This is a genomic window from Kribbella qitaiheensis (genome assembly GCF_014217565.1).
GTDB lineage: Bacteria > Actinomycetota > Actinomycetes > Propionibacteriales > Kribbellaceae > Kribbella > Kribbella qitaiheensis_A.
In genome coordinates this window covers 8,106,356-8,131,018 of record NZ_CP043661.1, presented here as the reverse complement: position 1 = coordinate 8,131,018, position 24,663 = coordinate 8,106,356, and the positions used below count along the sequence as shown (strand labels likewise).

The window sequence follows — 24,663 nt, the reverse complement described above, 5'->3', positions numbered from 1 at the left end:
ATGGGGACAAGTCATCCGGGGAGCACCGGGGGGAAATGGCGGCCAGTAGTGGCGGCTGCGGTGCTCGCGACAGTCGTGGCCGTGATTCTCGCCGTGACCGCGATCAACAACCGTGGGTCCGATCAGACCAAGCCGGTGGTGCCTGCCAACCCGAGTGAGTCCAGTACGCCCGGCGCCTGCCTTGTGTCGGACTTGCTGGTTCCGTCGTGCGGCGTCCTTTTCGGAGCGGCCACGAACCCACTCGGTGACGAATCCTGGGACGACGCCTTGACCTCCTTCGAGAAGACCATCGGCCGGACGGTGGACATCGCCCACTACTACAACTCCAGTCCCGACCTCTTCCCGGACGCCGAGATGATCCAGCGGGCCCGAGAGCCTGGCAGGAAGCGGCTGCTACTGCTCAACTGGAAACCTGAGATGGACAGGACCTGGGCCCAGGTCGCCGCGGGCGACAAGACTGTGGACGCCGCGATCGATGTCGAAGCGGCCTATCTGAAGAAGAACTTTCCCGAGAAGTTCTACCTCGCCATCCACCACGAACCCGAGGACGAGGTCGACCCGGCACCGGGATCAGGGATGAATGCGACGGACTACAAGGGAATGTACCGCCATGTAGTCCTCCGGCTTCGGCACGACGGCGTGACCAACGCGGTGTTCGTGATGAATTACACGGGCTCCGCGAAGTGGGGATCCATGCCCTGGTTCGAGACTCTGTACCCCGGCGACGACGTGGTCGACTGGATCGCCGAGGACCCCTACATCTTCGGCGATCCGCCGCATTACTGGACTGATCTGGCCTCAGCGGTCGACCGTCGCGACCCGGCGCTTCCCCGCTGGCCCGGCTTCTACAGCTGGGCTCTTGCGGCCCACCCGTCCAAGCCGCTCATGCTCGGCGAGTGTGGCATCGACGAACAGGTGAAGAACACGCCGTCGAAAGCGAGCCTGCTGGCCGGGATCCGGACCGGTCTGCTGAGACGTCCGCAGATCAGAGCACTTGTCTACTGGAACGAAACCAACTTCGACCCGGTGGGCGAGACGCGCCTGGACTCCTCTCCGGCCGCCAAGAGGGCGGCCCGCAGGTCACTGTCCGGCGGACCACTCGCCCGCCAACTGGGTTGACCCGCTTCCGGCCGAGCCAGTAGGCGCATCAGACAGTACGGCGGCTCGAGGAGAGGACTTGATCGGCCTTCGCCTGCCCGGCGGCGTCACCCGCGGCACCCGCGGGGGCGAGAAGCTCTTCAACCAGTCGCGCGGGCTCACAGCGTCTGCTCAGCAAGCGACCGCCAGACTGAAAATAAGGGACAGCCTGGATGGAACCCCACAGCAGCGCTGCTGACTGAACCGCCGGCAACGCGGCTGACAGGCGTCCCGAGCCCGCCGTTACCGCTATCCCCTGCGGTGGCGGCGGGCGGGACGGCCTCAGCGATCGAGGGCGCTGCTGGTGTTGGGGCGGGTGAGTTCGAGGTCGTAAGCAAGGATGACGGCCTGGATCCGGTCTCGGGCGCCGATCTTGGCCAGCACGCGGCCGACGTGGGTCTTGACGGTGGATTCCGACAATGTCAGGCGCTCCGCGATCTCGGCATTGGTCCAACCGCGGCCGACAGCGACCAGGATCTCGCGTTCGCGGTCGGTCAGGCTGCGCAACTCCGGGCTGACCTGCGGATCGCGAGTGCGGCCGGGAAGATGGTGAACGTAGGCATCCAGCAGACGCCGGGTGAGGGCCGGCGCGATGATCGCGTCCCCCGCCGCGACCGCGCGGATGCCCGCGAGCAGCTCTTCGGGCCGGGCATCCTTGAGGAGGAAGCCGCTGGCTCCCACTCGCAGCGCGGCGTGGGCGTACTCGTCGAGATCGAAGGTCGTCAGCACGAGCACCCGCGAGCGGCCACCGTTGGCCACGATGCGACGGGTCGCCTCGATGCCGTCCATTCCGGGCATCCGGACGTCCATCAGCACCACGTCGGGACGAAGGTCGGCTGCCTGGCGTACGGCCTCGGAGCCAGTCGCGGCCTCACCCGCGACCAGTGTGTCGGGAACAGACTCCAGCAGCATCCGGAAGCCGAAACGCTGCAGAGGTTGGTCATCGACGATGAGCACCGTGATCATCGGTCACCTTCGAGTGGGTTGGTGGATGGATCTAGATCGAGCTCCGCTTCCAGGGTCCAGCCCCCGCCCCCGCCGGGCAACGGCCCCGCAAGCACAGACCCGCCGTACATGGCCGCACGTTCTTTCATACCGACCAGTCCGTGACCCTCGCCGGCCGACGGTTCCGCCGGACCGCCTGGCGGGCCGGAGTCCTGCACACGGATCTGTAGCCGGCTCTCCGCGACGTTGACCCACACCTCGGCCTGCGTCTGCGGACCGGCGTGTTTCAAGGTGTTCGTCAGCGCTTCCTGCACGATCCGGTACGCCGTGAGCTGGATGCCCCGGTCCATCGCGTCCACGTCGCCGGTCGTGCGATAGACGATCGACGGTCCGGCCGCCCGGGTGCGGCGGCACAGGTTGTCGATGTCGGCGATGTTCGGTTGCGGACTCAGCTCCGGTGCATCGTTGTGCTCACGCAGTGCTCCGAGCATCCGGCGCAACTCCCCCATCGCCTGACGCCCCGTGTCGCCGATCAGCCCGAGTGCTTCGGTCGCACGCTCGGGAGTAGCCCCAGCGGCATAGGCACCGCCGTCGGCAAGCGTGATCATGACTGACAGGTTGTGGCCGACGATGTCGTGCATTTCGCGAGCCACCCGGGTGCGCTCGCCGGCGGCGGCCAGCTTGGCGCGCTGGTCGCGCTCGATCTCAAGCCGAGCCGCTCGCTCTCGAAGCCCGGCGAGCTGAGAACGCCGAATGCGCACCACCAGGCCGAGTGCGGTGGCCGCGGTAACAGCACAGACCAGGAAGAACACGCCTTCCCCTGCCGAGACCACAGCCGACAGCCGGACCGCCACCACCACCAGAACGAGCACGACGATGCCGGCGGCAACAAACATGCTGCGCAGCTGGCCATGCAACGTCAAGCTGTACAGGGCGATGAGCAGGGCGATATCTGCACGTAGCCACGCGCTTTGCGACCACTGGATCAACACCACCAGCGCGATCACGGCGAAAGCAACAAATGGCGCCCGCCGCCGCCAGAGCAGCGGCAAGATCAGTCCAGCCTGCAGAACCAGCATCCCGGCCGGCGGCAACGGCGCGAAGGCGTGATCGAGCTCCCTCGGACCGCCGTCGCCGCCGACCAGGTCAGGCAGGCAGAACAGCACGAACGCAACCGCCACGATGGCGGTGTCCAGCACCAACGGATGTCGGGCATCAGCCTCCCGCAGTCGCTGCCCGATGCCGCTCATCCGAAGTATCAGCGGATGTCTCCAGAGTGGATCCAGCTCAGCGGCCGGCGGCACACCCGCAGAGGGTCCCGCAGCGGGCGTCGCGTTGGCGCTCACAGCTGTCACCTCTCCATTGTGTTCCACGGGCGGAAATCGTCAGGCGTCCTTGCTGGCAAGACGCCAAGCTGCTCCGGCCAGCGCAAGGGCGGTCCAGGCGACGAAAACCAGCAGGCCGACCGCCGGCGTCGGCGTGTGCGCCTGGTGATGCAGGTCGAACATCGACTGCCCGGCGACGCTCGGCAGGTAGGGCTCAACGGCTTGGTGCCATGCCTTCGGAAGCAGTGAGATCAGGCCGGGAATCAGCATCAGGCCCGCCACCAGAATCGAAATACCACCGGCCACCGATCGCAGCAGAACTCCCAAGGCCGCACCGATCACCCCGACCAGCCCCAGATAGAGGGCCGCGCCCAGGAGACCGCGTAGTACGCCGGTACTCGAGAAGGTCAACGCGGCTTGGGTGCCGGAGACGATGTTGCTGCCGATCAGGAAGGTGACGACCACACCGACCAGACTGAGGACCAGTGCGACCAACCCGAACACGAACGACTTCGACCAGAGCACAGGAAGCCGTCGGGGAACGGCCGCCAAGGTGGACCGAATGGTGCCGGTGGAGTATTCGCCGGCAGTGACCAGCACTCCCAACACACCCAGTGCCAGTTGGGCGATCGGTACGCCGAACAGCGACAGGCTGAGTGCGGTCGCGTCGGCGAAGTCGGGATCCAACTGGCGTCCAGACGTGACGCTACTCTTGTACCGCGCCGCTGCGATGATCCCGAAAGCCACCACGAACAACAGCGCCAGCGTCAACGTGATCCAGGTCGAGCGAAGCGACCACAGCTTCGACCACTCGCTGCGCAAGATCCGCCGGCCGGTCACCCGGTACCGCGGTCGCGTTGCAGCCACGCCACCTTCTGAAGGCGGACGGACAGAAGTAGTGACGCTCATGCCGCGCTCCTGGTGATCTCGGTGGTGCCGTGGTATTCGACCGAATCCTTCGTGAGCTCCATGAAGGCCTCCTCCAGCGAGACCCTCTTCGCGGTCAACTCGAACAACGCGATGCCTGCCTCCGCGGCCTTGAGCCCGATCGCTCGTGTCGTCAGGCCGGTCACCTGCAGTTCCTCAGAACCTGTCTGCCCGGTGATCTCTATGCCAGGACCAACCAGGATCTCCCGCAGCCGGGCCGGGTCGGCGGTCGCAACGGTCACCGCGCTGCCGTCGGTCTGGCGGACCAGCTCTTCGACCGTGGTGTCGGCCAGCAGCCGGCCACGGCCAACGACGATCAGGTGGTCAGCTACCAGCGCCATCTCGGTCATCAGGTGCGACGACACGAACACCGTGCGGCCTTCAGCGGCCAGGCCGATGAGAAGGTTCCGGATCCACAACACGCCTTCGGGATCCAGTCCGTTGACTGGCTCGTCCAGCATCACGGTGGCGGGGTCGCCGAGCAGCGCTGCCGCGATCCCGAGCCGTTGGCCCATGCCGAGTGAGAAGGCACCGGCGCGCTTCCTGGCCACGGACTGGATGCCGGTCATCTCGATCACCTCGTCCACCCGACGACGCGGAATGCCGTGTGTGTAGGCCTGCGCCATCAGATGGTCGAACGCCGAGCGACCGGGGTGGATGGTCTTCGCCTCAAGCAGCGCGCCGACTTCCTGCAACGGCGCGGTGTGTTCGCGATAGCGGCGCCCGTTGACGGTGACCGTCCCGGCGCTCGGACTGTCCAGCCCGATGATCATCCTCATCGTCGTCGACTTGCCGGCTCCGTTGGGACCGAGGAATCCGGTCACGGTTCCTGGCTTGACGGTGAAGTCGAGCCGATCCACCGCCGTCGTCTCGCCGTACCGCTTGGTCAATTGCTGTGCCTCGATCATCGCGCCGTTCCTCCGCCTACGGGCGACCGGATCCCCCGGCTGCCTCGTGATCCACGCTATGAGGACGCGGCCGCCTACCCGTGGTACCAGCGACTGATTTCCCGAAGCCCCGTCGTACCGTGGTACCACTCACTGCTCGCGGTCGTCCGGGGGGTCCAGCCGGTAGCCATGGCCGCGTAGCGTCGACAGAGTCGGCAAGCGGGCCGGGCCGTGACGGTCACCGGCGACTTGTAAACGTCGGCGCAGGGACGCGATGGTGACGTCCAGCGTCTTGGTCGATCCGAACCAGTTCTCGTCCCAGACCCGGGCCATCAGATCCTCACGGGACAACGCCGAGCCCGAACTCAGTACGAGGATCTCGAGCAGCTCGTACTCCTTCGGCCGCAGCGAAACCTCACTGCCCGCGACGCTGCACCGGCGAGCCGCAGGGTCCAGGGTCAGGTCGGCGATCGTCACCGGCAGACCAGCCTCCAGGCTCGGTCGCCGGCGTAGATGTGCCCGCAGTCGGGCAAGCAACACGGTGAGGCTGAACGGCTTCACCAGATAGTCGTCGGCGCCGGCGTCGAGTCCGGAGACGATGTCGATCTCGTCACCCCGTGCGGTCAGCATGATGAGCAGGAGATCAGGGAGCTCCGAGCGCAATCGCCTGGCGAGCTCGACACCGTCCACGTCGGGCAGGCCGAGGTCCAGCAGGACGATCTCGGCGTGCTCGCTGCGTGCCCCGGCCAGACCGGAGTGGCCGGTGCGAAACCAGGAGGATCGGTAGCCGTTGCCTCGGAGGGCACGATCGAGCAATCGGCCGATCGTCTCGTCGTCCTCGATGACGACGGCCACGCCCAGATCCGTCCTGGCTCTCACCTTGCTGAAACTAGTCCCGCGGCGCTGAGAAACCCCTGAGTCAGAGTTCCCGCAGCTCCTCCACCGGCGGCCTGGTCGAGCCTACGGCGCTCAGCAGCGCTCCGGCCAGGATCGCTGCCACAGCAACCGCCACAGTGACGCTCAGATAAGGCCACGGTACGGCGATCACCGAAGGAGGCGGGTCGAAGACACCGGTGAGAACCTTCACCAGCATCCGGGTGAGCGCCCAGGCGAGCAGAGCACCTCCTGCCAATCCGCCGATGGTGACGACGATCGCCTCGCTCAGAACCAAGCCACGGAGTTGACGCCGGCCGGCGCCCAGTACGGCCGCGATCGCGAATGCCCGTCGCCGCTCGGCCAGCCCGAGAGCCAGCACCAGCCCACCGGCACCCGCCGCGATCAGCACAGCGAAGGCTAGCTCGAATCTGGTCAGCCCGGCGAGGTCGACCGAGGTCAGGCTGGAACCGATCTGCGACCGGCTCTGGGTCAGGTCGGTGACCTTGGCCGATGCTCCCAGTTGATGCCGGACTGCCGCTGCGACCGCCTGCTGCCCGCCTCCGCCGGTGTCTAACAGGAATGCCCCGACAGCGTTACTGCCAGTGGCTTTGGCGACATAGTCAGCATTCGCCACGAAGAAGCTGTCATGCGGAGCCGTGGGGAACTCCTTCACCACCCCTGCGTAGTGGAACGCCACCTCCCTGAACGCTTTGGTACGGCTGTCCTGCAGGCGGAGCCGGAGCAGGTCGCCCGGCGCGAGCTGGAAGTCCTTCACCGTCTCGTCGCTGACCAGGATCGCGTCCGGCTGCTTGGCCAAGGTGCCCATCAACTGCTGGGTTGTGCCGCCGACGAAGTACGCGTCCTGCAGTGCGGTCGCAGCGGCGATCGACGCCGGCCGTACGCCGTACAGGTCCTGCAGGTCCGAACCGACATAGGCGAACCGATGCTGGATCGGCTCCACCTTCCGTACTCCGGGGGTCGCGGCAAGTCGATCTCCTGCCTCCGGCCCGACGACCACTCCTGGCGACTCGGTGACTGTGACATCCGCACCGTTGGTCAGCAGCGCGTCGGCCTCGGCCTGCTGCTTGTACGTCGCGTTGAAGGTGGCCGTGGAGACCGCGAACGACACGGCGAGCGCGAGTAGCACCACCGACCTGATCAGCGGGCGGCGTTGCCGGGACATGCTCGCCGCGGTCGTCGTCGCCAGCGTGCCGGTCAGGGGACGAACCAGGCTGGTGAGTGCTCCGCGGCCGCGGGACAACGCAACGGAGGTAAGTCGCCAAAGTAGAAGCGCCCCGCCCACCCAGAGCAGAGCGGGCCCGAAGAACGCCCAGTACGAGACCGAGATGGTCGGCACGCCTTCGGGCGCGAGTACGAGTGAGTAGTTGTTGTTACTCGAGGCCCGGAACACCAGCAGCGAGACGACCAGCAGGATGAAGTCCAGTCCGAATCGCATCCACTGCGGCGACCGCAGCCGCCCGATCTGCTGCCTGGCTTGATTGATCGTGGTCATCGACAGATCGCGCACTGCTGGGATCAACACCGTCGCGGCGGCGACCAACAACCCCACGACGAACGCGATCGCGAACCACAGCAGCGCGGCCCCACCGTTGGCCCCGAACGACGCGGTCCCGAAAGCCACCCGACCAACCACCGCGGCGATCACCAGGCCGAGCACGCCGCCGCCGACTCCGACGAGGCCCGCCTCCAGTGCCGCCAGGCGCGTGACCTGCCCTGCTGCCAACCCTCGCACTCTCAGCAGAGCTTGCTCCCGGCGCCGCCGGATCGCTCCCGAGCCTGCGAGAGCGGCAGTCAGTAGTGCCGCCAGTACTGCTCCAGGCACGCCGAGGAACAGGAACAAGATCTGCGCGTACGACGCGTCGCCCCGCGCCGCATCCAAGGCAGCACCGAGATTGTCACCGACCAGTCCAGCCCCTGCGAGTGCTGCTTCGAGGTTGTGCGCCGCGCCGACGACCGCCGTGTAGGCACTCGCCGGGTCCGGTGGCAGCACCGCAGTACGCCGTACGTGGATCTGGGTCTTCACCGCCTCCGGATCGTTGGCCGTCACCGGGCCTAGTAGCTGGTCGAATTGCTGCCTTGGCAGCAGGAGCACGTTGTCGGGCGGGGCCGACGGCTGGGACTGCGGGGGTGCCCCGACCTTCTGGAACAGGGAATCCGCTTGCGGCAGATCGATGACGCCGTCCACCTTGACGGTGACAGGCGTCAGCCCCGGCCGGCCGATGGAGATCGAGTCGCCAGGTGCCGCGTGCAGATTGGCCGCCGTCTGCTGGGCCAGCAGTACCCCGTCGGACCCGCCCGTCAGGGTCCGGATCTCGCCTGGAAAGCCGGCTCGATATCCGGCCGGCAACCCGAGGACGACACCTGGCCCCGTGGTCTGGGTAGAGCCCCCGGTGGTCGCCTCGAATCCAGTACTACGGCCGAAGGCGACCTCCTCTGCTGCACCCACGCCGGGCGCGGCACGAGTCGCAGCGAGAACCGACGCCGGGTCACCGCCGGATTGGACCTCGACCTGCCAGTCGATCGCGACCGAGGACGCGGCACGTGTCGTCATCGTCGCCTTCGAGGCAGTCAGGAACGCACCTAGCGCAGCGATCAAGGCGACCGACAAGGAGACTCCGACGGCCGTGGCGAGTAGGCGGCCGCCCCGATACCGGATCAGGCCCCGCATCCACAGCGCGATCACGCGGCACCCCCACGGACAGGAACGAATAGCCGGCCGTCGCGCATCTCCCACTGCTCGGCCAGCCGAGCAGCGATCGCAGGATCGTGTGTGCTGACGACCAGAGCCGCGCCGAGCTCATCAGCGGCTGCGAGCAGCACATCCATCACGTGCCGGCCGGTCACCCCGTCCAACTGGCCGGTCGGCTCATCCGCCAACAGCAACCTTGGCCGTGAGGTGAGCGCTCTGGCTACCGCCACCCGCTGGGCCTGTCCTCCCGACAACGTCTCAGGCAACTGATTCGACAGGTCCGATATGCCGACAGCCTGCAACGCCGCCAGACCCCGTACGACGGCCTCCGCTTCGTCGATGCCGGTCAACACCGCAGCCATCATGGCGTTCTCGAGTACGTCGAGCGCAGGCAACAGGCTTGGCCCCTGGAACACCACGGCGATGTCGCGTCCCCGCTCCGCCAGGCTCGTACCGAATTCGGGCCAGCTCACAGTCCCGCTCGTCGGTACCTCGAGACCGGCGAGCAGATGCAACAGCGTCGACTTCCCCGACCCCGACGAACCCGTGATGGCGATCCGTGCGCTCGCAGCGACCTCGCAACTGCAGCCATGGACCGCGACGACGGCCCGATCTCCTTGCCCGAAGGTCCGGGCCACGTCGACGCACCGCACCAGACTCATCCCACGATCCTTCCGTCCTGCAACCGGATCACCCGATCGGCGATCCGCATCACGACCGCGCTGTGGGTGACGACCAGGACCCCTTGGCCGAATTCCGCCCGGGTGCGGATCAGGTCCAGGACGATCTGCTCGGTCGCGCCGTCGAGTTCACCGGTCGGTTCGTCTGCCAGCAACACGTCGGGTTTGTTGCTCAGAGCAACCGCCAGTCCAGCTCGGGCCAGCTCGCCGCCGGACAGCTCCGTCGCCACCGCCCGAGCGCGGCCCGACAGACCGACTTGGTCAAGCAGTTCCTCCGGTGCTTGCTCGGAGGGGCGGCCGGCCGCAGCCTGAGCCAGCCGGATGTTGTCACGAACATTCAGGTGAGCCAGCAGATTGCCCGACTGGAGGAGGATGCCGAGCCGCCGGCTACGGATCCGGGCCCGCCGGCTCTCGGGCCGGTGGCTGATCTGCTCGCCGCCGATCGTGACCGCTCCCCCGGCCGGCTCATCCAATCCGGCCAGACAGCTCAGCAAGGTGGACTTCCCCGAACCGGACGGGCCGGCCACCGCAACCGTCTCGCCCCGGCCGACCCGAAGGCTCACTCCCCGCAGTGCGAGCGTCTCTTCGTCACCGGCACGGAAGAAGCGGTAAAGGTCGTCGCACCGCAACACTTCGGTGGAGATCACTGCCACCTCACCGAGTCGGACACGATCTTCCAGGGATCCACGTTGTCGGCGTTCGTCGGTCCGGACAGGGTCAGCGCGAGTTCCCGATTGCCTTGGTGGAACAGGTAGAGCTCGAACGCGTCCCGCACGACCTTGCCGGTGACAGGGTCCTGGCTGGAATCGCCTTGGTAGGTCACGAGGACGGCTTGGCCGGCGGCGCGGGAGACCTCGCTCACCTTGCCCATCGCGAACCGGGGTACTTGCCGCTGCAATTGCGGCACCAACCGGCTCGGTACGGTCTGAGCGGTCAGCGGGGCCGACGTGGCGGTGGCTTGCACCTGGATCCGGTTCAGCTTGTCGGTGAAGGCGGTGGCAGGGCCCGCAATACTGCGGGCCCAGCCTTCCGGAACCTTGACCGAGAACCCACCGGTCGCGGGTCGGAAGGTCACGAAAGCCTGATTGTCCGGAATGTCACCTGGCGGATTCGACTCGGTGGCTGCGGGGCCTGGCGGCGTCACGGACGGCTTCTCGGGGCCGGCCGACGGGGTCGACGTAGTACTAGGCAGACTGCTCGGCGTGGTGGCCGTGCTCGAGGGGGCCGAGCCCCCCGACCCGCCACCACCGCTGCAGCCCGCGGCGGTCAGAGCCACCACAGTGAGGGGTAGCGCGAATTGACGCCATAGCTTCATGGACACTCTCCTGGTCACGGACGTCGGATGCCTTCGACGCTAGAAAGTTCCGGGTTAGCGGTTGCCCACGTCATGGTTAGAGGACGGCAAAAGTTCTGACCGAAGTCGGCCGCGAGGCGCGATGATGGCCAGATGAGACAGCGGGTCAGCAGAGTGGCGCTGACCGCTGTGATCGTTTCCCTGCTGCTGCTCGCCGTCCCGTTCGCGATCGGGATCCGGATCTCCTTCTTCAGCGACGAGGCGACCGAGCTCGAACGCGCGGCTCTGGCCGCGGCGATCCAGGTCGGGCCGGACTTCACCGCGGGCGACCCCGTGGAGCTCCCCGCCTCGCCGACCGACGGACAGCTGGCTGTCTACGACACCGACAGGCAACTCCGTGCCGGTGCCGGCCCAACGGCGATCGACGACATCACTCGCTCAGCCCTGAGTGGCAAGGTGAGCCAGGGGCGCACCGGTGGTGACCTCGTGATCGCAGTACCGGTCGTCGCCGCGGAGCAGGTCATCGGCGTGGTGCGTTCGGCATCTCCGGTCAGCGCCATCTGGACCCGCGTCCTTCTCGCCTGGCTAGGGGTCGCGGCCTTGGCCATGGTCGCCCTGCTTGTCGGCCTGGCCGTCGGGGTTCGACAGGCGAGGCGATTGACCAGGCCGCTCGAGTCGCTGGCCGACGTGGCCCGCTCAGTCGCCGGGGGCGATCTCACCGCCCGCGCGGCCGCCAGCGGCATCCCCGAGATCGATGCGGCTTCGGCTGCCCAGAACGCGATGGTGACCCGGTTGTCCACAGTGCTCGACCACGCACGCCACTTCGGCACGGACGCTTCGCACCAACTGCGAACCCCACTGGCGGGACTACGCCTCGGCTTGGAGACAGCACTCCAGGATCGCCATGCCGATGCCCGTCAGTCGCTCGAGGAGGCCTTGCACCGAACTGAAGAGCTACAGCTCACCATCGAGCAGGTACTGGCCTTGTCCCGATTGACCACCCAGGCACCTGCGTCCGAGCAGTTCGGCACTGTTGACGACCTCGTCGACAGTTCGCGCCAACGCTGGCATGGTTCGCTCGCCCGCGACGGCCGCCGAGTCGACTTCCTGATTCACGATGCCTACATGGCCTCGGTCGGCGTCCCGCTCAACGCCTGCCAGCAGATCCTCGACGTCCTCATCGACAACGCCAGGACCCACGGCCACGGCACAGTCCTGGTCGCAGCCCGGGACGTGCTCGGTGCGGTGTCCATCGAAGTCTCCGACGAGGGAACGATCGCAGGCGACGGGACCGACCTGTTCCGTCGCGGCGTCAGCGGGCAAGCAGGATCCGGCGTCGGCCTCGGCCCTGGCCCGCGACCTGGCCGAATCGCACGGCGGCCGCCTCAACCTCACCAACACCGAACCGACGGTCTTCAGCCTGCTCCTCCCATCGACCGACGCCCGGAAAGCCTGACCAGGACTGCTGACCAGTACGGTTCTCGCTATGGCCAGGGTTGCAGTCTGTGAGGACGACCGCGCACTGCGCGGATTGCTGCAGCGAGCCCTGGAAGGTGACGGACACTCAGTTGTTGCCACCGCGAAAGGCTCCGAGTTGCTCGCTCAGCTCGACCCGCTCCCCCAGGTCGTGATCCTCGACATCGGCTTACCCGACGCCGACGGCCGCGACGTCTGCCTGGCATTGCGTGCGCATGGCGTGGACGCGCCGGTGCTGATGCTCACCGCGCTGGGCGGGATGCACCACAAGGTCAGCGGCTTCGAAGCTGGAGCCGACGACTATCTCACCAAGCCCTTCGACATCCCGGAGTTGCTGGTCCGGATCCGCGCACTGCTGCGCCGGACCACGGTTGCCGTGGCCGCCGACGAAGTGGTGCTCGACCCGACCAGCCACGAAGTTCGCAGGGGCGACAGTGGCGAGGCGCTGACGCCGACCGAGTTCCGGCTGCTCGGCCGGCTGATCTCCGTCCCCGGTGAGGTCGTACGCCGGCACGCCCTCGTCGCTGCCGGCTGGCCGCACGGAGCCCACGTCAGCGAGAACACCCTGGATTCCTACCTGCGGCGACTTCGCGTGAAGCTCGAACGGCTTGGCGTCGGCGGCCGGGTCGCGACAGTGCGCGGTGTCGGCTACCGATGGGATTGACCGGCTTCCGGGCGCGGATCGTCTCGCTCGCGGTCCTGACCGCGACGCTGGTCGTCGCCGTACTCGTGGTGCTCAGCCATGTTCTGCTCAGCCGGGCGACGGACGCGGACACCCGAACCCTGGCGCGCACACGGGCCGATGCTGTTGCAGCGACCGTTCAAGTTCTGAACGGCGGTGTACGGCTGGTCGAGGGCGCCGGCGACGCGTTCGACACCGTCGCCTGGGTGTACGCCGACGGTCGTCTCATCGACGGAGCCCCGCGCTCGGCCGTCGCCGGAGTCGTCGATCAACTGGGCAGGAGCGACAAGGAGGAATACCTGACGACGGGCCGCTACCTGCTGTACGCCGCACCGCTGCCCGCGCAGGGGCGTCAGGTCACCGTCGTCGTGACGGTGGACCTCACGCCGTACGAGAACTCCGAGCAGCGCAGCCTGATCGCGTCACTCGTCCTCGGCGCTCTCGCCGTCGTACTCGCGGGCTTCGTCGCGTACCTCGGCGTCAGCCGGGCGTTGCGCGTCGTTCATCGGATGTCCGCGCTCGCCGACGAATGGGGCGACCACGACCCTGGCCGCCGCTTCGGCCTCGAGACCAGTCGCGACGAGTTCGGCGAGTTGGCCCAGACCTTCGATCGGCTTCTCGACCGGGTCTCAGCCACCATCGCCGACGAGCGGCGACTGACCGACGAGATCGCGCATGAACTGCGGACACCGATCACCGTACTGCGCGGCGATGCCCAATTGGCCGAGCTCTCGGGAACCCAGGTCGACCCGCAGGTGGTCCTGGCCGAGGCGGACCGGCTCAGCAATGCGGTGAACGCCATCCTCGACGCCGCCCGGTCCCGGATCCGCGGGGAGGCAACGTGTCGGCTGTCGGTGGTCCTGCGACAGGTTTCCGAGGGCCGCGAGGTACAGATCGATGCCGCGGGTGATCTCGAGGTGGCTGTGCCCGCCGACGTGGTGGCTGCCGTCCTGGCGCCCCTGCTCGACAACGCGGCCCGGCACGCGACAGCGACTGTCTCCCTCCAAGTAGATGCTGTCGGCAACAGCGTCGTCGTCCATGTTCTCGACGACGGACCGGGCTTCCGGCCGGACGAGCTCGAACGGATCTTCGCACCAGGTCACAGCGGCACGGACGGACATGGACTCGGCCTCGCCGTGGTCCGCCGGATCGCGACCGCCACCGGTCTCGGCGTACGGGCGGTGGCCGACGGCCGCGGACACGTCGAGGTGCGCTTCCCGCGGGCCTGACGACGGCAGTCAGGTTGCGTGCAGGTGCTTCAGGCAAGGGTGGCCCGCATGACAACCAATACCGCGACCCGCACGGCAACATCCCGGGCGCTGCTCAACAAGGTGCCCGAGGTCACTGTCTGGTTCTGGCTCATCAAGATCCTGTGCACCACCGTCGGTGAGAGCTTCGCCGACTGGATCAACATGCAGCTGGGCGTTGGCCTTGTTGCCACCGCGATCATCTTCACCGTGGTGTTCGCCGTAGTCCTCGGCTGGCAGGTGAGCACGACCCGATACAAGCCGGCCGCCTACTGGCTCACCGTCGTGGTCGTCAGCGTCACCGGCACGCTCTACACCGACATCCTCACCGACCAACTCGGCGTGCCGTTGTGGATCAGTACAGCCGTCTTCACGGTGGCTCTTGTCGTCGTGTTCGGCATCTGGTGGGCCCGTGAACGCACACTCTCGATCCACAGCATCGTCAGCCGGCCGCGCGAGGGCTTCTACTGGCTGGCCGTCCTCGTCACCTTCGCCCTCGGAACCGCGGCCGGCGACTGGACTCTCGAGCTGACCGGCTGGAGTCCGGGCGTGTCAGTTCTGTTGCCGCTGGCCCTGATCGCGATCATCGTCGCCTGCTGGCGTCTGGGCGCGAACCCGGTCCTGGCCTTCTGGCTGGCGTACATCCTCACCCGTCCGCTCGGCGCGAACCTCGGCGACTGGCTGGCGTCCCCCAAGGTCCCCGACCAGGGCCTGGGCCTCGGAACCCTGGTCACCAGCCTCATCTTCCTGAGCGCGATCCTGGCAACCGTCGTCTACCTCACCCTCACCAAGACCGACGTCATCGAAGGACACCAGCGCGACGTACGATCGGCCAAGTATCACCAGCCGCGCCGCGAGTGGCCCCTCCTCGGCGTGATGGCAGCCGCAGCCGTTGCCACCGGCATCCTCCTGACCTGGGCAAACGCACAGCCGCACACGAACGCGGGCCGCCGAGGGCGAGGGCCCGAACCCGGCAGCGGCGAACCTCCACCTCACCTCGGAGCAGGCGATCTCACACTTCCCCGCAGCCGATGTGGCCCGGTTCCGCACCTTGGTCAACAGCATGGACGCAGACCTCGTCAAGAGCGACCAGACCGGACTGAACAACGCCGTCGACGCCTACGAAAAGGCCTGGGACGACGACGAAGACACCCTCAAGCCCCTCGACGGAAAGGCCTGGGACTTCATCGACAGCCAGAACGACGCGCTGTTCACCTCAGTCCGCAAAACCAAGAACCCGACCACCGAGAAGCAGGCAGTCCAGGCGCTGCAGAAGACCTTGGGCTGATCCGACAAGATGCCGTTCCCGCGGGTAATCCTCCGGAACGGCATTTCGGCGACAGGGTTGTGGGGCTGACGGACAGTGCGAGCAGGTCGACGTGGCACCTCCACGATGCCTTGGGTAGGCAGCTGCGCCAGGTCACCCGCCGCCGGGCAGGGCGCAGCATCCGCCGGTGGTGCCTGAGCCGCGGAGTATCTGGACTGCCGCGGCGATCATCAGGGCGGCGAATCCGAGCAGTACGAGGTTCTCGGGAAGAACCTCATTCACGGCCGTGCCTGCGAACGCTGTCACGGTTCCTGCGGCTCCAAACACATCTGCGATACGCCAGGCGATCAGACCGCGTCGACGGATCCGCGGGAGCACGGCGGTGGCCGAGGAGAGCCCGAGCAGGGCTCCGATGACGGCGCCGAGCCCGACGCAACGATCACGCCGTGTCCCGTCGTTGCCCGCTGTGGGGCTTCACGACTGGATCAGACCCGCTTGTTCGGCGTGGTCGTAGGCGTCGTTGACGAGGACGAGTTGGTGACCATGGCGGTCGAGTACGGAGGCGGCGATGGATGCGCGATAGCCGGAGCCGCAGTACACCCAGACTTCTCCGTCAGGGATCTCGCCGAGCCGGTCGGCGAGTTCGTGCAGCGGGATGTGGATCGATTCGCTGACGCTGCTCTTGGCGCGTTCGTCGTTGCGTCGGGCATCAATCACCCGGATCGCGCGTTCTTTGCGGGCGGCGGCGAGCCCGGCGAAGTCGGTGACCGGGTAGGACCGTAGGGGCTGGTTGCCGGCCAGGGCGGTGATGTCTCCGGTGGCGGCGCCGGACAGTACGTCGATGCCGATCCGGACCAGTTCACGGCGGGCGTCGGCGACCTGGTCTTGGGTGTCACCGATGAGGGTGAGCGGGGTGCCGTACTGGTAGAGCCAGCCCAGGTAGGTGACGAAGTTGGCGGACAGCTCGAAGGCCAGGGTTCCGGCCAGGTGCCCAGCGGCGAAGGCGGTTCGTTCGCGCAGGTCGACGACCCATTCGCCTGCTTCCAGCCGGTGACGCAACTCGGCGGCGTCGACTGGTTCGGGCAGGGACAGGTCGACCGGCTCCGGGCCGCGTTTGTTGATGACGCCCATGTGGGCGTAGTAGGCGGGGTAGGCGTCCAGGCCGGCTAGCAGCGTGTCGACGTAGTCCTGCTCCTGCAGTGTGAGGGCGGGGTTCGCGGTGTGCTGCTCGGCCACGGTCGAGGAGTCGCCGCTGGTCGGGGTCGCGGAGCAGAAACTGCCGAACCCGTGGGTGGGCAGCACCTCGGCGGTGCCGGGCAGTTCCGCGGCCAGTCGCCGTACGGAGTGGTACTGCGCGTGGGTCAGTTCGTCGGTGTGCTCGGGGCCTAACAGATCGGTGCGGCCGGTCGCGCCGAACAGCATCGATCCGCCGGTGAACACCGCTTGGATCTCGCCGTTGCCGTCGCTGCTGTGAAGGGCGTAGGCGATGTGGTGATGGGTGTGCCCGGGAGTGTGGAGAACCCGCAGCCTGATCGTGCCGGTGCTGATCTCGTCCCCGTCGCCGACCGCGAGCCGTTCGAACTCGACCTCGTCACCGGCTCCCACGACATACGTCGCGCCAGTTGCCCGGGCCAACTCCAGGCCGCCGGTCACGTAGTCATTGTGGATGTGTGTTTCCAGGACATACGTGATCCGCGCCCCCTTGCGGTTGACGAGGTCGAGAATCCGGTCGATATCGCGTTGCGGGTCGACCACGACCGCTACCTGGCCGTCGCTGGCCAGGTAACTGCGGTCACCCAGTGACGACGTCTCGATCACCTCGATGTCGATGGCCATCTCAATTCCTTATCTGCATACCCCTGGGAGTATGCGTTGAACAGACCTCCGCGCTCATCTCGACAGACAAGAACGCAGGGTCCGGTACTGGTCTCAGGCCAAGGCGAGGAACAGCTTCTCCAACTGCTCCTCGGTCAGCGGCGGCTCCTCGCCGCGGTCGCGCATCGCTTGGCAGTGCCGCATGCCGGTGGAGATGATCTTGAATCCGGCCCGGTCCAGCGCACTCGACACGGCGGCAAGCTGGGTCAACACCCGCTCGCACTCATCGCCTGCCTCGATCATCGCAATCACACCCGCGAGCTGCCCATGTGCGCGCTTGAGCCGCGTCAACGGGTCCTTCATCACCTGGCTGTCCATCTGCACCGCTGCCACCTCCACACCGAAACCATCCCGGACGTCACTGCCTCAAATCTGCCTGACGCTTGGTCAGCGACCGAACAGGCGGGCGAAGTACCCACCACCACCTTCACCCTTCGGGTGACCGCCACACCACTGCTCTACCGGGACCGCCTGCTTGACCTGCGCGGCGTGCTGACCGCAGCCGGCCCACGTCGTCTTGCCGCACTGGCGGCACTTCACTGCTCGACACATCCCAAGCTCCTCCGGATCGGCGATCAATCATCAGCATACCCCCGGGGGTATGCTGAACGTCGAGATCGCCGTGATACCGGCAATACACCTCGGCGCGGAGATTTCGACGCGGCGGGCACCCGGCTCAGCTTGTACTCAGCAACCATGAGTCAGGCTGGGCGGGATGGGGGTCCCGTGGTGAGTAGGCGGAGCTGGGTCGAGCAGGTGATGGGGCTTCCCGTCAGCGTGCTTGCTCGTGGCGCGTCGGCCGGGTCGGCGGCCGCGGACGCGGCGGTGCGCGCTGTGTACGCGGAACTCCGTGAGGTCGACCGGGTCTTCTCGCCGTACCGCGACGACAGCGAAGTCAGCAGGCTCGGGCGCGGTGAGCTCGGCTGGGCCGATGCCACTCCGCTGGTCCGTGAAGTGGCCGGTCGCTGTCTGCGGGCGGCTGAGCTGACCGGAGGTCTCTTCGATGCCACCAGGCCGGACGGGAACTGGGATCCGTCCGGACTGGTCAAAGGCTGGGCGACCGAGCGCGCGGCCCGTCTGCTCACCGCGGTCGGAGAGCTTGACTGGTGCCTCAACGCCGGCGGCGATGTGGTGGTGAACTGCCCGAGCGGTGAGCCCTTCGTCGTCGGGATCCAGGACCCGCTTGATCCGGCTGCCGTCAAGACCTCGGTCGCCGTTTCGGCCGGCGCCGTCGCGACCAGCGGGACAACCGCGCGGGGTGCTCATCTGTACGACCCGCGAACCGGCCGGGCAGTGACCGGCCGCCGGCTCTCCATCACGGTCGTCGGTCCGTCCCTGGAGCTTGCCGACGTCCTGGCGACCGCCGCCTTCGTGTCGGGCGATGACTGGACCGATTTCCTCGACCGTATCGCCGCCTACGAGGGTCTCTGTATCGCGCCGGACGGGACCTGGCGAACCACCGCCGGATGGCCACGATGACCGAACTGTTGCTCGTCGAGGACGACCAGGACCTGGCGACCATGCTCGATCGCGTCCTCGCCGCCGAGGGATACGAGGTGACCATCGCTCCCGATGGTCAGCGCGGGCTGCACCTGGCGCTGACCCGGTCGTTCGAGGTGATGATGATCGACCGTGGTCTGCCGGCGGTCGAAGGCCTGGATCTGATCGCCCGGCTCCGGAGCCGCGGTGTGACGACGCCGATGATGGTGCTGTCCGCCCGGGGCAGCACGCAGGACCGGGTGGACGGCCTCGACGCGGGCGCCGAAGACTACCTGGCAAAACCCTTCGAGCTCAGCGAGTTGCTGGCCCGGCTTCGCGCGTTGCTCCGGCGTCACACCGACCACGCCCACTCCTTGCCGGTGCCGGGCGGTTCCCTGGACCTGTCCACGCGCACCGTACGGCGTACTCGTGGCGAACAGGTCGAGTTGTCCGAGCGAGAGGCGGCGCTGCTCGGCCTGCTCGCAGCCCGGCCGGCCGTGGTCTTCAGCCGGCGAGACCTGCTCGACCGGGTGTTCGGCGAGGCCGAGTCCGAGTCCATCGTCGACACCTATGTCCACTACTGCCGGCGAAAGCTCGGCCGCGGTGTGATCAGTACCGTCCGCGGCCTCGGCTACCGGCTGGGCAGCCCATGACGAAGCGTCGACCGGCCCGGAGATCGATCGGTGATGACATCCTCGTTCGCACCGCCGCCCGGCGACTGGCCGCCCAGGCCGCGGGCATGGTCGCGCTGGCGATGCTGCTCCTCGTCCTGCTGGTGACAGTCGTCGTCGTTCGCGGGCAGTCCGTCGCGGCCGACGATCTCCTTCGTTCCACCGCACGCACTGCCGACGACGTCGGCGACCCGCCGCCGAGCGCCTGGTTGGTGATGACTCGCGCCGGTGTCGTCACCGCCACGCCGGGCCTGCCCGGCGAATTGACCGTCGAGCTGGCCAGGCTGCGGGTCGGTGCGAAACCCCAACCGGTGTTGACGAATCTCGCCGAGTCCGGTGATCACGACATGTTCCGGGTCGCGACCCGGCAACGAGGCGGCCAGACCGTCCAGGTGGTGCTCGATCTCACCTCTGCCCATCAGGAGCGAACCAGGCTGCTGAAGGCGATGGGGGTCGCGTCGGTGATCGGCCTGCTGTTCGCGGTACTGCTTGGTGTGTTGTTCGGGCGGCGCGCGGTCCGGCCGTTGGCGCAGGCACTCACCCTGCAGCGCACCTTCATCGCCGACGCCGGCCACGAACTGCGGACACCGCTGACCCTGCTCACCACCCGCGCGCAACTGCTGAACCGCGCCGTCCGGTCGGGTGATTTCCCTGACCAGACCAAAGCGGACTCGCAGGGTGTGGTTCTCGACGCGCAACGGCTGGGTGAGGTCGTCGAAGATCTGCTGGCCGCCGCCGATCCACGTGGCCAGGAGACCCGTGAGGCACTCGAACTGTCCGAACTCGTCCAGGGAGTCGTCGACAGCGCTCGGGCCCACGCCGCGGACCGCGGCGTCGAACTGCTCGCCGACGTCGGCGAGCCACCCGCCGGGGTTTCCGGGTCGGCCACCGCGCTGCGCCGGGCAGTCCTGTCGCTGGTCGACAACGCCATCGACCACACCCCGGCCGGCGGGCAGGTGCGCATCGCCGTCCGGCGAGAGCGGCGGTTGGTGGTCGTCACCGTCAGCGACACCGGGCCCGGGATCGCGCCCGAGGCGGCTGACCAGGTACTGCGACGGTTCCACTCGGGCGAGCAACGGGCCGGACGGGCCCACTACGGCCTCGGTCTCGCCCTCAGCCACGACGTCGCGAACCGTCACGGCGGTCAGTTGCGGCTGGTCGAAAGTCAGGTCGGCGCAACCTTCGAACTGTCGCTGCCGAGGCTGCCCGACCGACCACCGCAGGCTCCAAGGAATCCCTAAGATTCCGAGGGCATCGTCGTCACCATGAGCACAATGAGGACGGCCGGAGCGACGCGGTCCTCGCACGCAAGATCGCGGATGCGCCGGACACCCCCGTGGTGGCGCGACGCGGTCGCCATCGCCTGCTGGGTCAGCGCGCTGGTCGTCCTACTGCTCTGGGTGTCCGGCCGCGGCCTGCAGTTGCTGGGCTCCGGGCCGGCCGATCTGCTCATCTCGGTGGGACGGCTGACCGGACTGGTCGCGGCGGATCTCCTGCTCGTACAGGTGTTCCTGATGGCACGGGTCCCGATCATCGAGCGGAGCTACGGTCAGGACGAGCTGGCGCGGCGGCACCGGCTGGTCGGCTTCTACTCGTTCAATCTGCTGCTGGCACACATCGTGCTGATCACAGTCGGCTACACCCTCCGCGACCACAGCGACCTGCTGCGGGAGACGTGGACCATCGTCACCGCGTACGGCGGGATGCTGCTGGCCGTGGCAGCCACCATCGCCCTGACCGCCGTCGCTGTCACGTCTGTGCGGGTCGCTCGAAAGGCACTCCGGTACGAGTCGTGGCATCTGCTGCATCTCTACGCCTACGTCGGCGTCGGCTTGTCCATCCCGCACGAGATCTGGACCGGTCAGGACTTCTCCACCTCACGGCTCGCCCAGGTCTATTGGTGGTCCGCCTACGCACTCGCGGCCGGCGCGATCGCCTTCTACCGCGTCGGGCTACCGATCTGGCGGACGCTGCGGCACGGGATCACCGTGAGTTCGGTCGTCCGGGAGAGCCAGGACGTCGTCACGGTCCACCTGGCCGGTCGCGGGTTGCACCGGCTACCGGTCCAGGCCGGCCAGTTCTTCGTCTTCCGGTTCCTCGACGGTCCGGGCTGGTCGCGTGGCAACCCGTACTCGCTGTCCGCACCGCCGCGGCACCATCGACTGCAGATCACCGCCAAGGATGCGGGCGACAGCAGCCGCCGGCTGGCCGGTCTCCGGCCTGGAACCAAGGTGCTGATCGAGGGTCCGTACGGCCGGCTGACGGGCGAGCGCCGGATCGGCCGGCGCCTCGCGATGCTTGCCTGCGGCATCGGAATCACCCCGCTCCGTGCCCTGCTGGAGGATCTGCCCTACTCCCCCGGTGACGCCGTCCTGGTCTACCGCGCCCGGAGCAGTCCGGACCTGGTGTTCCGCGAAGAGCTCGAGCAACTGGCTCGCGACCGCGGCACCACCGTCCACTACGTGCTCGGGCGGCGCATCACCGACCGCAAGTCGTGGCTCCCGCAGGAGGCAGCCCAGTGGGAAGATGCCGCCGCACTCGAGGCACTCGTCCCGCACCTTTCGGCGTACGACGTCTTCGTCTGCGGACCGGACCCGTGGATGGACGCGATCTCGGCGGCCGCGCTGGAGGCCGGTCTGCCGGCTTCCCAACTCCATCAGGAACGGTTCTCGTGGTGACGACGATTCGGTGTCTGCCGTGAGGCGCGGTGCGGTACTCGCGATGTCGGCGATCAGCGTGGCCGCGGTGGGTGTCGGGCTGCGTCTGAGTGCCCGCCCGGCCGTGGAACAGACTGCGGGCCCGGCGATCACGACGGGTCCCGCCCGCTCGACGACCCCTTCCCGTTCCCGACCGCCGGCCCGGACACCGCGGCCAGCTGCCGCACAGCCCACCAAGCCCACGCCCGAACCCACGTCCACGCCCACACCGAAGCCGAAGCCGAAGCCGAAGCGGGCGAGTGTGACGGTGAACGGCGGGCTGGTCGATACGCAGTACGGGCCGGTACAGGTCCAGCTGCGGATCCGGGGTGGGCGGATCGTGGCCGCGGACGCGATCGTGGCGCCGAAGGGAGACAGCCGGACCGACAGCATCAACAGCCAGGCGGTTCCGCAGCTGAACCAGGAAGTCGTCCAGGCTCAGAGCGGACGGATCGACACCGTCTCGGGCGCGACCTTCACCTCGGCCGGATACCAGAGTTCGTTGCAGTCCGCACTGGATGCAGCCCATCAAGCGGGGGCACTATGAGCACGGCACCGGTCAGCCGAACCAGGCGCAACGCGCTCGTCTTCGGCGGTACGGCGGCCGTGCTGGGCCTGCTGTTCCTCTATCCGACCAGCACCAACTCTGGACGCCACTCGACAACGTCCGCCGCCGCACCGCCCGGCGTGGTGGCTACGACACCGGGAGCCGGCCAGCCTGCCGGAAGTACCGTGGTGAACGGCACTTCGGTTCCCACCAGATACGGACCCGTGCAGGTGCGCGTGACCATCAAGGCCGGGCGGATCGTGGCCGCTACCGCCATCGACTACCCGACGGAAGGCGGCCGGGACCGCGAGATCAACAGCTATGCCATTCCGGTGCTCCAGCGCGAGACACTCGTTGCTCAGAGTGCCCGGATCGACACCGTGTCCGGCGCGACCTACACGTCCGACGGCTACCGCGGATCGCTGCAGGCAGCCTTGGACGCGGCGCATCTGAAGTGAAGGTCGCGACCTTCGGCCCCTCCGCCGGGAGACTCCACCCCGCGCGGAGTTCAACGGCGTCGTTGCGGAACGGGCCATCGACAAGGTCCTCTACGGCATCCTCCCGCAGCCCGACTATCCCGAAGCCCTGCAGCGGCAGGCATCGGAACGCTGGTGGCGCGATGCTCGACACACTCTTGCCTACGCCCGCGCCGGCCACGCCGAATACGGGCACCTCACCGAGTCTGCCGGCGCGATAGCCACCGCCGGCTGTCAGGCAGCCCACGCGATCATGGCCGCCCGACGCAGCTGGATGACGAACGCGAAGACCGGCTCTCGTGTGTCCAGGCCGGTGACCAAGAGCGTCAGCGACACCGCTGCCGCGACGAACCGTAGAAAGTTCTGCAGCCGTAACCGCTGCGACGTATCCAGGACGAAGAGAGGGCAACCTGCGGGGAACTGGGGCCTGGGCAACCCGTATGGGGGGGTTAGCAGCCGCAGGAGGTTCTGAGGACGAGTTCGGTCGGGTAGGTGATCGCCTCGACGGCATCCTGACCGCCGATCAACCGGCTGACCGCGTCACGGGCCATCCGCTCCAGCGGCTGCCGTACGACGGTGAGCGGGGGCCAGGTGTATTCGGTTTCGGCGGTGCCGTCGAAGGCAAGGACGGCGATGTCGTCGGGGACGCGGAGGCCGGCTTCGTGGATTGCCCGGAGGACGCCGACGGCCTGGAGGTCGGAGCTGGCGAAGATCGCCGTGGGTCTATTGGTTGCCGTGAGCAACTCTCGGCCGGCACCGTACCCACCGTGTCGACTGAATTGGGCACGAGCGATCGGGCCGTCGGTCAAGCCGGCTTGGTGGAGGGCGTCCTGCCAGCCGAGTTCGCGTTCGCCGTTCGGGGGCCCGCCGACGACCAGGCCGACGACACGGTGGCCGTGGGCAATCAAGTGCTCGACACCTGCGCGGGCGCCTTCACGGTACTGCGGCCGTACCGAGCTCACCTCTGACAGGACCCGGTTGATCGCCACCACCGGGATGCTCACCTCGGTCAGGTCCGGGTCGGCGGCCGGGCCGACCAGCAGGAGACCGCTGACCTGGCGAATCAGGAGCTCCGCGATCTTGGCCTGCTCGGTCACGGGATCACCGTCGGTGCTGGTCTGCAGTACGACGTACCCGCGGGCCGAGGCCTCCTTGTCGATGGCCTTGGCCAGTTCGGCGAAGAGGGGGTTGCCGCCGTCGGGGGTAATGAGGCCGAGAGTGTGGGTGGTGCCCATCCGGAGGGCGCGGGCGGTGGCGTTCGGCCGGTAGCCGAGGACCCGGATCGCCTCCAGGACCCGTTCCCGGGTTTCCGGCGCGACCGGGCGCGGGCCTTCGTTGACCACGTAACTGACCACGGCGGTACTGACGCCGGCGTACTGCGCCACGTCGTTCCGGGTGACTGGGGTGGCCTTGGACATGAGCCGATAGTACGGCCTTGACCGCCCCATGAACTGGTTGCTAGCGTG

General features: G+C 67.8%; 26 protein-coding genes and 1 pseudogene. 12 read left to right on the top strand and 15 right to left on the bottom strand.

Going from position 1 to position 24,663, the window contains the following annotated elements; all coding sequences use genetic code 11:
- Nucleotides 1-81 precede the first annotated feature (81 nt).
- Nucleotides 82-1,119: a hypothetical protein gene (locus F1D05_RS38345; protein ID WP_185445086.1), complete on the top strand. Its 1,038-nt coding sequence runs from the start codon at nt 82-84 to the stop codon at nt 1,117-1,119.
- Between the two features lie 300 nt (nt 1,120-1,419).
- On the opposite strand, the gene F1D05_RS38340 is transcribed toward F1D05_RS38345, so the two are convergent.
- From F1D05_RS38340 to F1D05_RS38300, 9 genes are all read right to left on the bottom strand, one after another.
- On the bottom strand, nt 1,420-2,103 hold the full coding sequence (locus F1D05_RS38340) for a response regulator (RefSeq protein WP_185445085.1): 684 nt from the start codon (nt 2,101-2,103) through the stop codon (nt 1,420-1,422).
- Nucleotides 2,100-3,332, bottom strand: coding sequence for a sensor histidine kinase (locus tag F1D05_RS38335; protein WP_185445084.1), 1,233 nt, complete (start codon nt 3,330-3,332; stop codon nt 2,100-2,102). The genes F1D05_RS38340 and F1D05_RS38335 overlap by 4 nt, the downstream gene beginning before the upstream one ends.
- A 135-nt stretch (nt 3,333-3,467) precedes the next feature.
- A complete protein-coding gene (locus F1D05_RS38330) occupies nt 3,468-4,274 on the bottom strand; it encodes an ABC transporter permease (protein ID WP_206686002.1) in 807 nt (268 codons plus the stop codon).
- Nucleotides 4,275-4,312: 38 nt separating this feature from the next.
- A complete protein-coding gene (locus tag F1D05_RS38325; RefSeq protein WP_185445082.1) occupies nt 4,313-5,242 on the bottom strand; it encodes an ABC transporter ATP-binding protein in 930 nt (309 codons plus the stop codon).
- Between the two features lie 129 nt (nt 5,243-5,371).
- Complete coding sequence (locus F1D05_RS38320; RefSeq protein WP_219732984.1) at nt 5,372-6,100, bottom strand: response regulator transcription factor; 729 nt, start codon at nt 6,098-6,100, stop codon at nt 5,372-5,374.
- Between the two features lie 40 nt (nt 6,101-6,140).
- On the bottom strand, nt 6,141-8,801 hold the full coding sequence (locus F1D05_RS38315) for an FtsX-like permease family protein (RefSeq protein WP_185445081.1): 2,661 nt from the start codon (nt 8,799-8,801) through the stop codon (nt 6,141-6,143).
- Nucleotides 8,798-9,469 (bottom strand): ABC transporter ATP-binding protein, encoded by a 672-nt coding sequence (locus F1D05_RS38310; RefSeq protein WP_185445080.1) that lies wholly within the window; start codon nt 9,467-9,469, stop codon nt 8,798-8,800. Before F1D05_RS38310 ends, F1D05_RS38315 begins: the two co-directional genes overlap by 4 nt.
- Complete coding sequence (locus tag F1D05_RS38305; protein ID WP_206686001.1) at nt 9,466-10,134, bottom strand: ABC transporter ATP-binding protein; 669 nt, start codon at nt 10,132-10,134, stop codon at nt 9,466-9,468. The genes F1D05_RS38310 and F1D05_RS38305 overlap by 4 nt, the downstream gene beginning before the upstream one ends.
- On the bottom strand, nt 10,131-10,802 hold the full coding sequence (locus tag F1D05_RS38300; RefSeq protein WP_185445078.1) for a hypothetical protein: 672 nt from the start codon (nt 10,800-10,802) through the stop codon (nt 10,131-10,133). The genes F1D05_RS38305 and F1D05_RS38300 overlap by 4 nt, the downstream gene beginning before the upstream one ends.
- A gap of 132 nt (nt 10,803-10,934) precedes the next feature.
- On the opposite strand from F1D05_RS38300, the gene F1D05_RS38295 reads away from it, so the two are divergent.
- The 3 genes from F1D05_RS38295 to F1D05_RS38285 are packed head-to-tail and all read left to right on the top strand — an operon-like array spanning nt 10,935 to nt 14,168.
- The gene (locus tag F1D05_RS38295) at nt 10,935-12,290 is read left to right on the top strand and encodes a histidine kinase dimerization/phospho-acceptor domain-containing protein (protein ID WP_206686000.1); all 1,356 of its coding nucleotides are present in this window, start codon (nt 10,935-10,937) and stop codon (nt 12,288-12,290) included.
- Nucleotides 12,268-12,921 carry a response regulator transcription factor gene (locus F1D05_RS38290; RefSeq protein WP_185445077.1) on the top strand — a complete coding sequence of 218 codons (654 nt, stop codon included), beginning with the start codon at nt 12,268-12,270 and terminating at the stop codon, nt 12,919-12,921. Before F1D05_RS38295 ends, F1D05_RS38290 begins: the two co-directional genes overlap by 23 nt.
- Nucleotides 12,912-14,168, top strand: a complete 1,257-nt coding sequence (locus F1D05_RS38285; protein ID WP_185445076.1) for a sensor histidine kinase — start codon at nt 12,912-12,914, stop codon at nt 14,166-14,168. Before F1D05_RS38290 ends, F1D05_RS38285 begins: the two co-directional genes overlap by 10 nt.
- A 29-nt stretch (nt 14,169-14,197) precedes the next feature.
- Here the strand turns inward: F1D05_RS38285 and F1D05_RS41715 are convergent, their stop codons facing one another.
- A complete protein-coding gene (locus F1D05_RS41715) occupies nt 14,198-14,395 on the bottom strand; it encodes a hypothetical protein (protein ID WP_246486985.1) in 198 nt (65 codons plus the stop codon).
- Here F1D05_RS41715 and F1D05_RS41710 point away from each other — a divergent pair.
- Both F1D05_RS41710 and F1D05_RS41705 read left to right on the top strand, forming a co-directional pair.
- Nucleotides 14,301-14,966: pseudogene (locus F1D05_RS41710) on the top strand (COG4705 family protein); the annotation flags it as partial. The gene F1D05_RS41715 and the pseudogene F1D05_RS41710 sit on opposite strands and share 95 nt — an antisense overlap.
- Nucleotides 14,967-15,249: 283 nt before the next feature.
- The gene (locus tag F1D05_RS41705) at nt 15,250-15,474 is read left to right on the top strand and encodes a hypothetical protein (RefSeq protein WP_246486984.1); all 225 of its coding nucleotides are present in this window, start codon (nt 15,250-15,252) and stop codon (nt 15,472-15,474) included.
- 132 nt (nt 15,475-15,606) lie between these two features.
- Here F1D05_RS41705 and F1D05_RS41700 read toward each other — a convergent pair whose 3' ends face one another.
- The 4 genes from F1D05_RS41700 to F1D05_RS38260 form a co-directional block, all read right to left on the bottom strand.
- The gene (locus tag F1D05_RS41700; RefSeq protein ID WP_185445075.1) at nt 15,607-15,759 is read right to left on the bottom strand and encodes a hypothetical protein; all 153 of its coding nucleotides are present in this window, start codon (nt 15,757-15,759) and stop codon (nt 15,607-15,609) included.
- Between the two features lie 168 nt (nt 15,760-15,927).
- Nucleotides 15,928-17,289, bottom strand: a complete 1,362-nt coding sequence (locus F1D05_RS38270; RefSeq protein ID WP_206685998.1) for an MBL fold metallo-hydrolase — start codon at nt 17,287-17,289, stop codon at nt 15,928-15,930.
- Nucleotides 17,290-17,382: 93 nt separating this feature from the next.
- Complete coding sequence (locus F1D05_RS38265) at nt 17,383-17,646, bottom strand: metal-sensitive transcriptional regulator (RefSeq protein ID WP_206686455.1); 264 nt, start codon at nt 17,644-17,646, stop codon at nt 17,383-17,385.
- A gap of 69 nt (nt 17,647-17,715) precedes the next feature.
- Nucleotides 17,716-17,880: a hypothetical protein gene (locus tag F1D05_RS38260; RefSeq protein WP_185445073.1), complete on the bottom strand. Its 165-nt coding sequence runs from the start codon at nt 17,878-17,880 to the stop codon at nt 17,716-17,718.
- Between the two features lie 177 nt (nt 17,881-18,057).
- On the opposite strand from F1D05_RS38260, the gene F1D05_RS38255 reads away from it, so the two are divergent.
- The 6 genes from F1D05_RS38255 to F1D05_RS41690 all read left to right on the top strand — a co-directional run bounded on the left by F1D05_RS38255 (nt 18,058) and on the right by F1D05_RS41690 (nt 23,179).
- Nucleotides 18,058-18,807, top strand: a complete 750-nt coding sequence (locus F1D05_RS38255) for an FAD:protein FMN transferase (RefSeq protein ID WP_206685997.1) — start codon at nt 18,058-18,060, stop codon at nt 18,805-18,807.
- Nucleotides 18,804-19,460, top strand: a complete 657-nt coding sequence (locus tag F1D05_RS38250; RefSeq protein WP_185445071.1) for a response regulator transcription factor — start codon at nt 18,804-18,806, stop codon at nt 19,458-19,460. Before F1D05_RS38255 ends, F1D05_RS38250 begins: the two co-directional genes overlap by 4 nt.
- Nucleotides 19,457-20,719 carry a sensor histidine kinase gene (locus F1D05_RS38245; protein WP_185445070.1) on the top strand — a complete coding sequence of 421 codons (1,263 nt, stop codon included), beginning with the start codon at nt 19,457-19,459 and terminating at the stop codon, nt 20,717-20,719. The genes F1D05_RS38250 and F1D05_RS38245 overlap by 4 nt, the downstream gene beginning before the upstream one ends.
- 78 nt (nt 20,720-20,797) lie before the next feature.
- A complete protein-coding gene (locus F1D05_RS38240; protein WP_185445069.1) occupies nt 20,798-22,156 on the top strand; it encodes a ferredoxin reductase family protein in 1,359 nt (452 codons plus the stop codon).
- A gap of 10 nt (nt 22,157-22,166) precedes the next feature.
- Complete coding sequence (locus F1D05_RS42430; protein WP_281388883.1) at nt 22,167-22,721, top strand: FMN-binding protein; 555 nt, start codon at nt 22,167-22,169, stop codon at nt 22,719-22,721.
- A complete protein-coding gene (locus F1D05_RS41690) occupies nt 22,718-23,179 on the top strand; it encodes an FMN-binding protein (protein WP_185445068.1) in 462 nt (153 codons plus the stop codon). Before F1D05_RS42430 ends, F1D05_RS41690 begins: the two co-directional genes overlap by 4 nt.
- A gap of 467 nt (nt 23,180-23,646) precedes the next feature.
- Here F1D05_RS41690 and F1D05_RS38225 read toward each other — a convergent pair whose 3' ends face one another.
- Nucleotides 23,647-24,615, bottom strand: a complete 969-nt coding sequence (locus tag F1D05_RS38225) for a LacI family DNA-binding transcriptional regulator (RefSeq protein ID WP_185445067.1) — start codon at nt 24,613-24,615, stop codon at nt 23,647-23,649.
- Between the last annotated feature and the right edge of the window lie 48 nt (nt 24,616-24,663).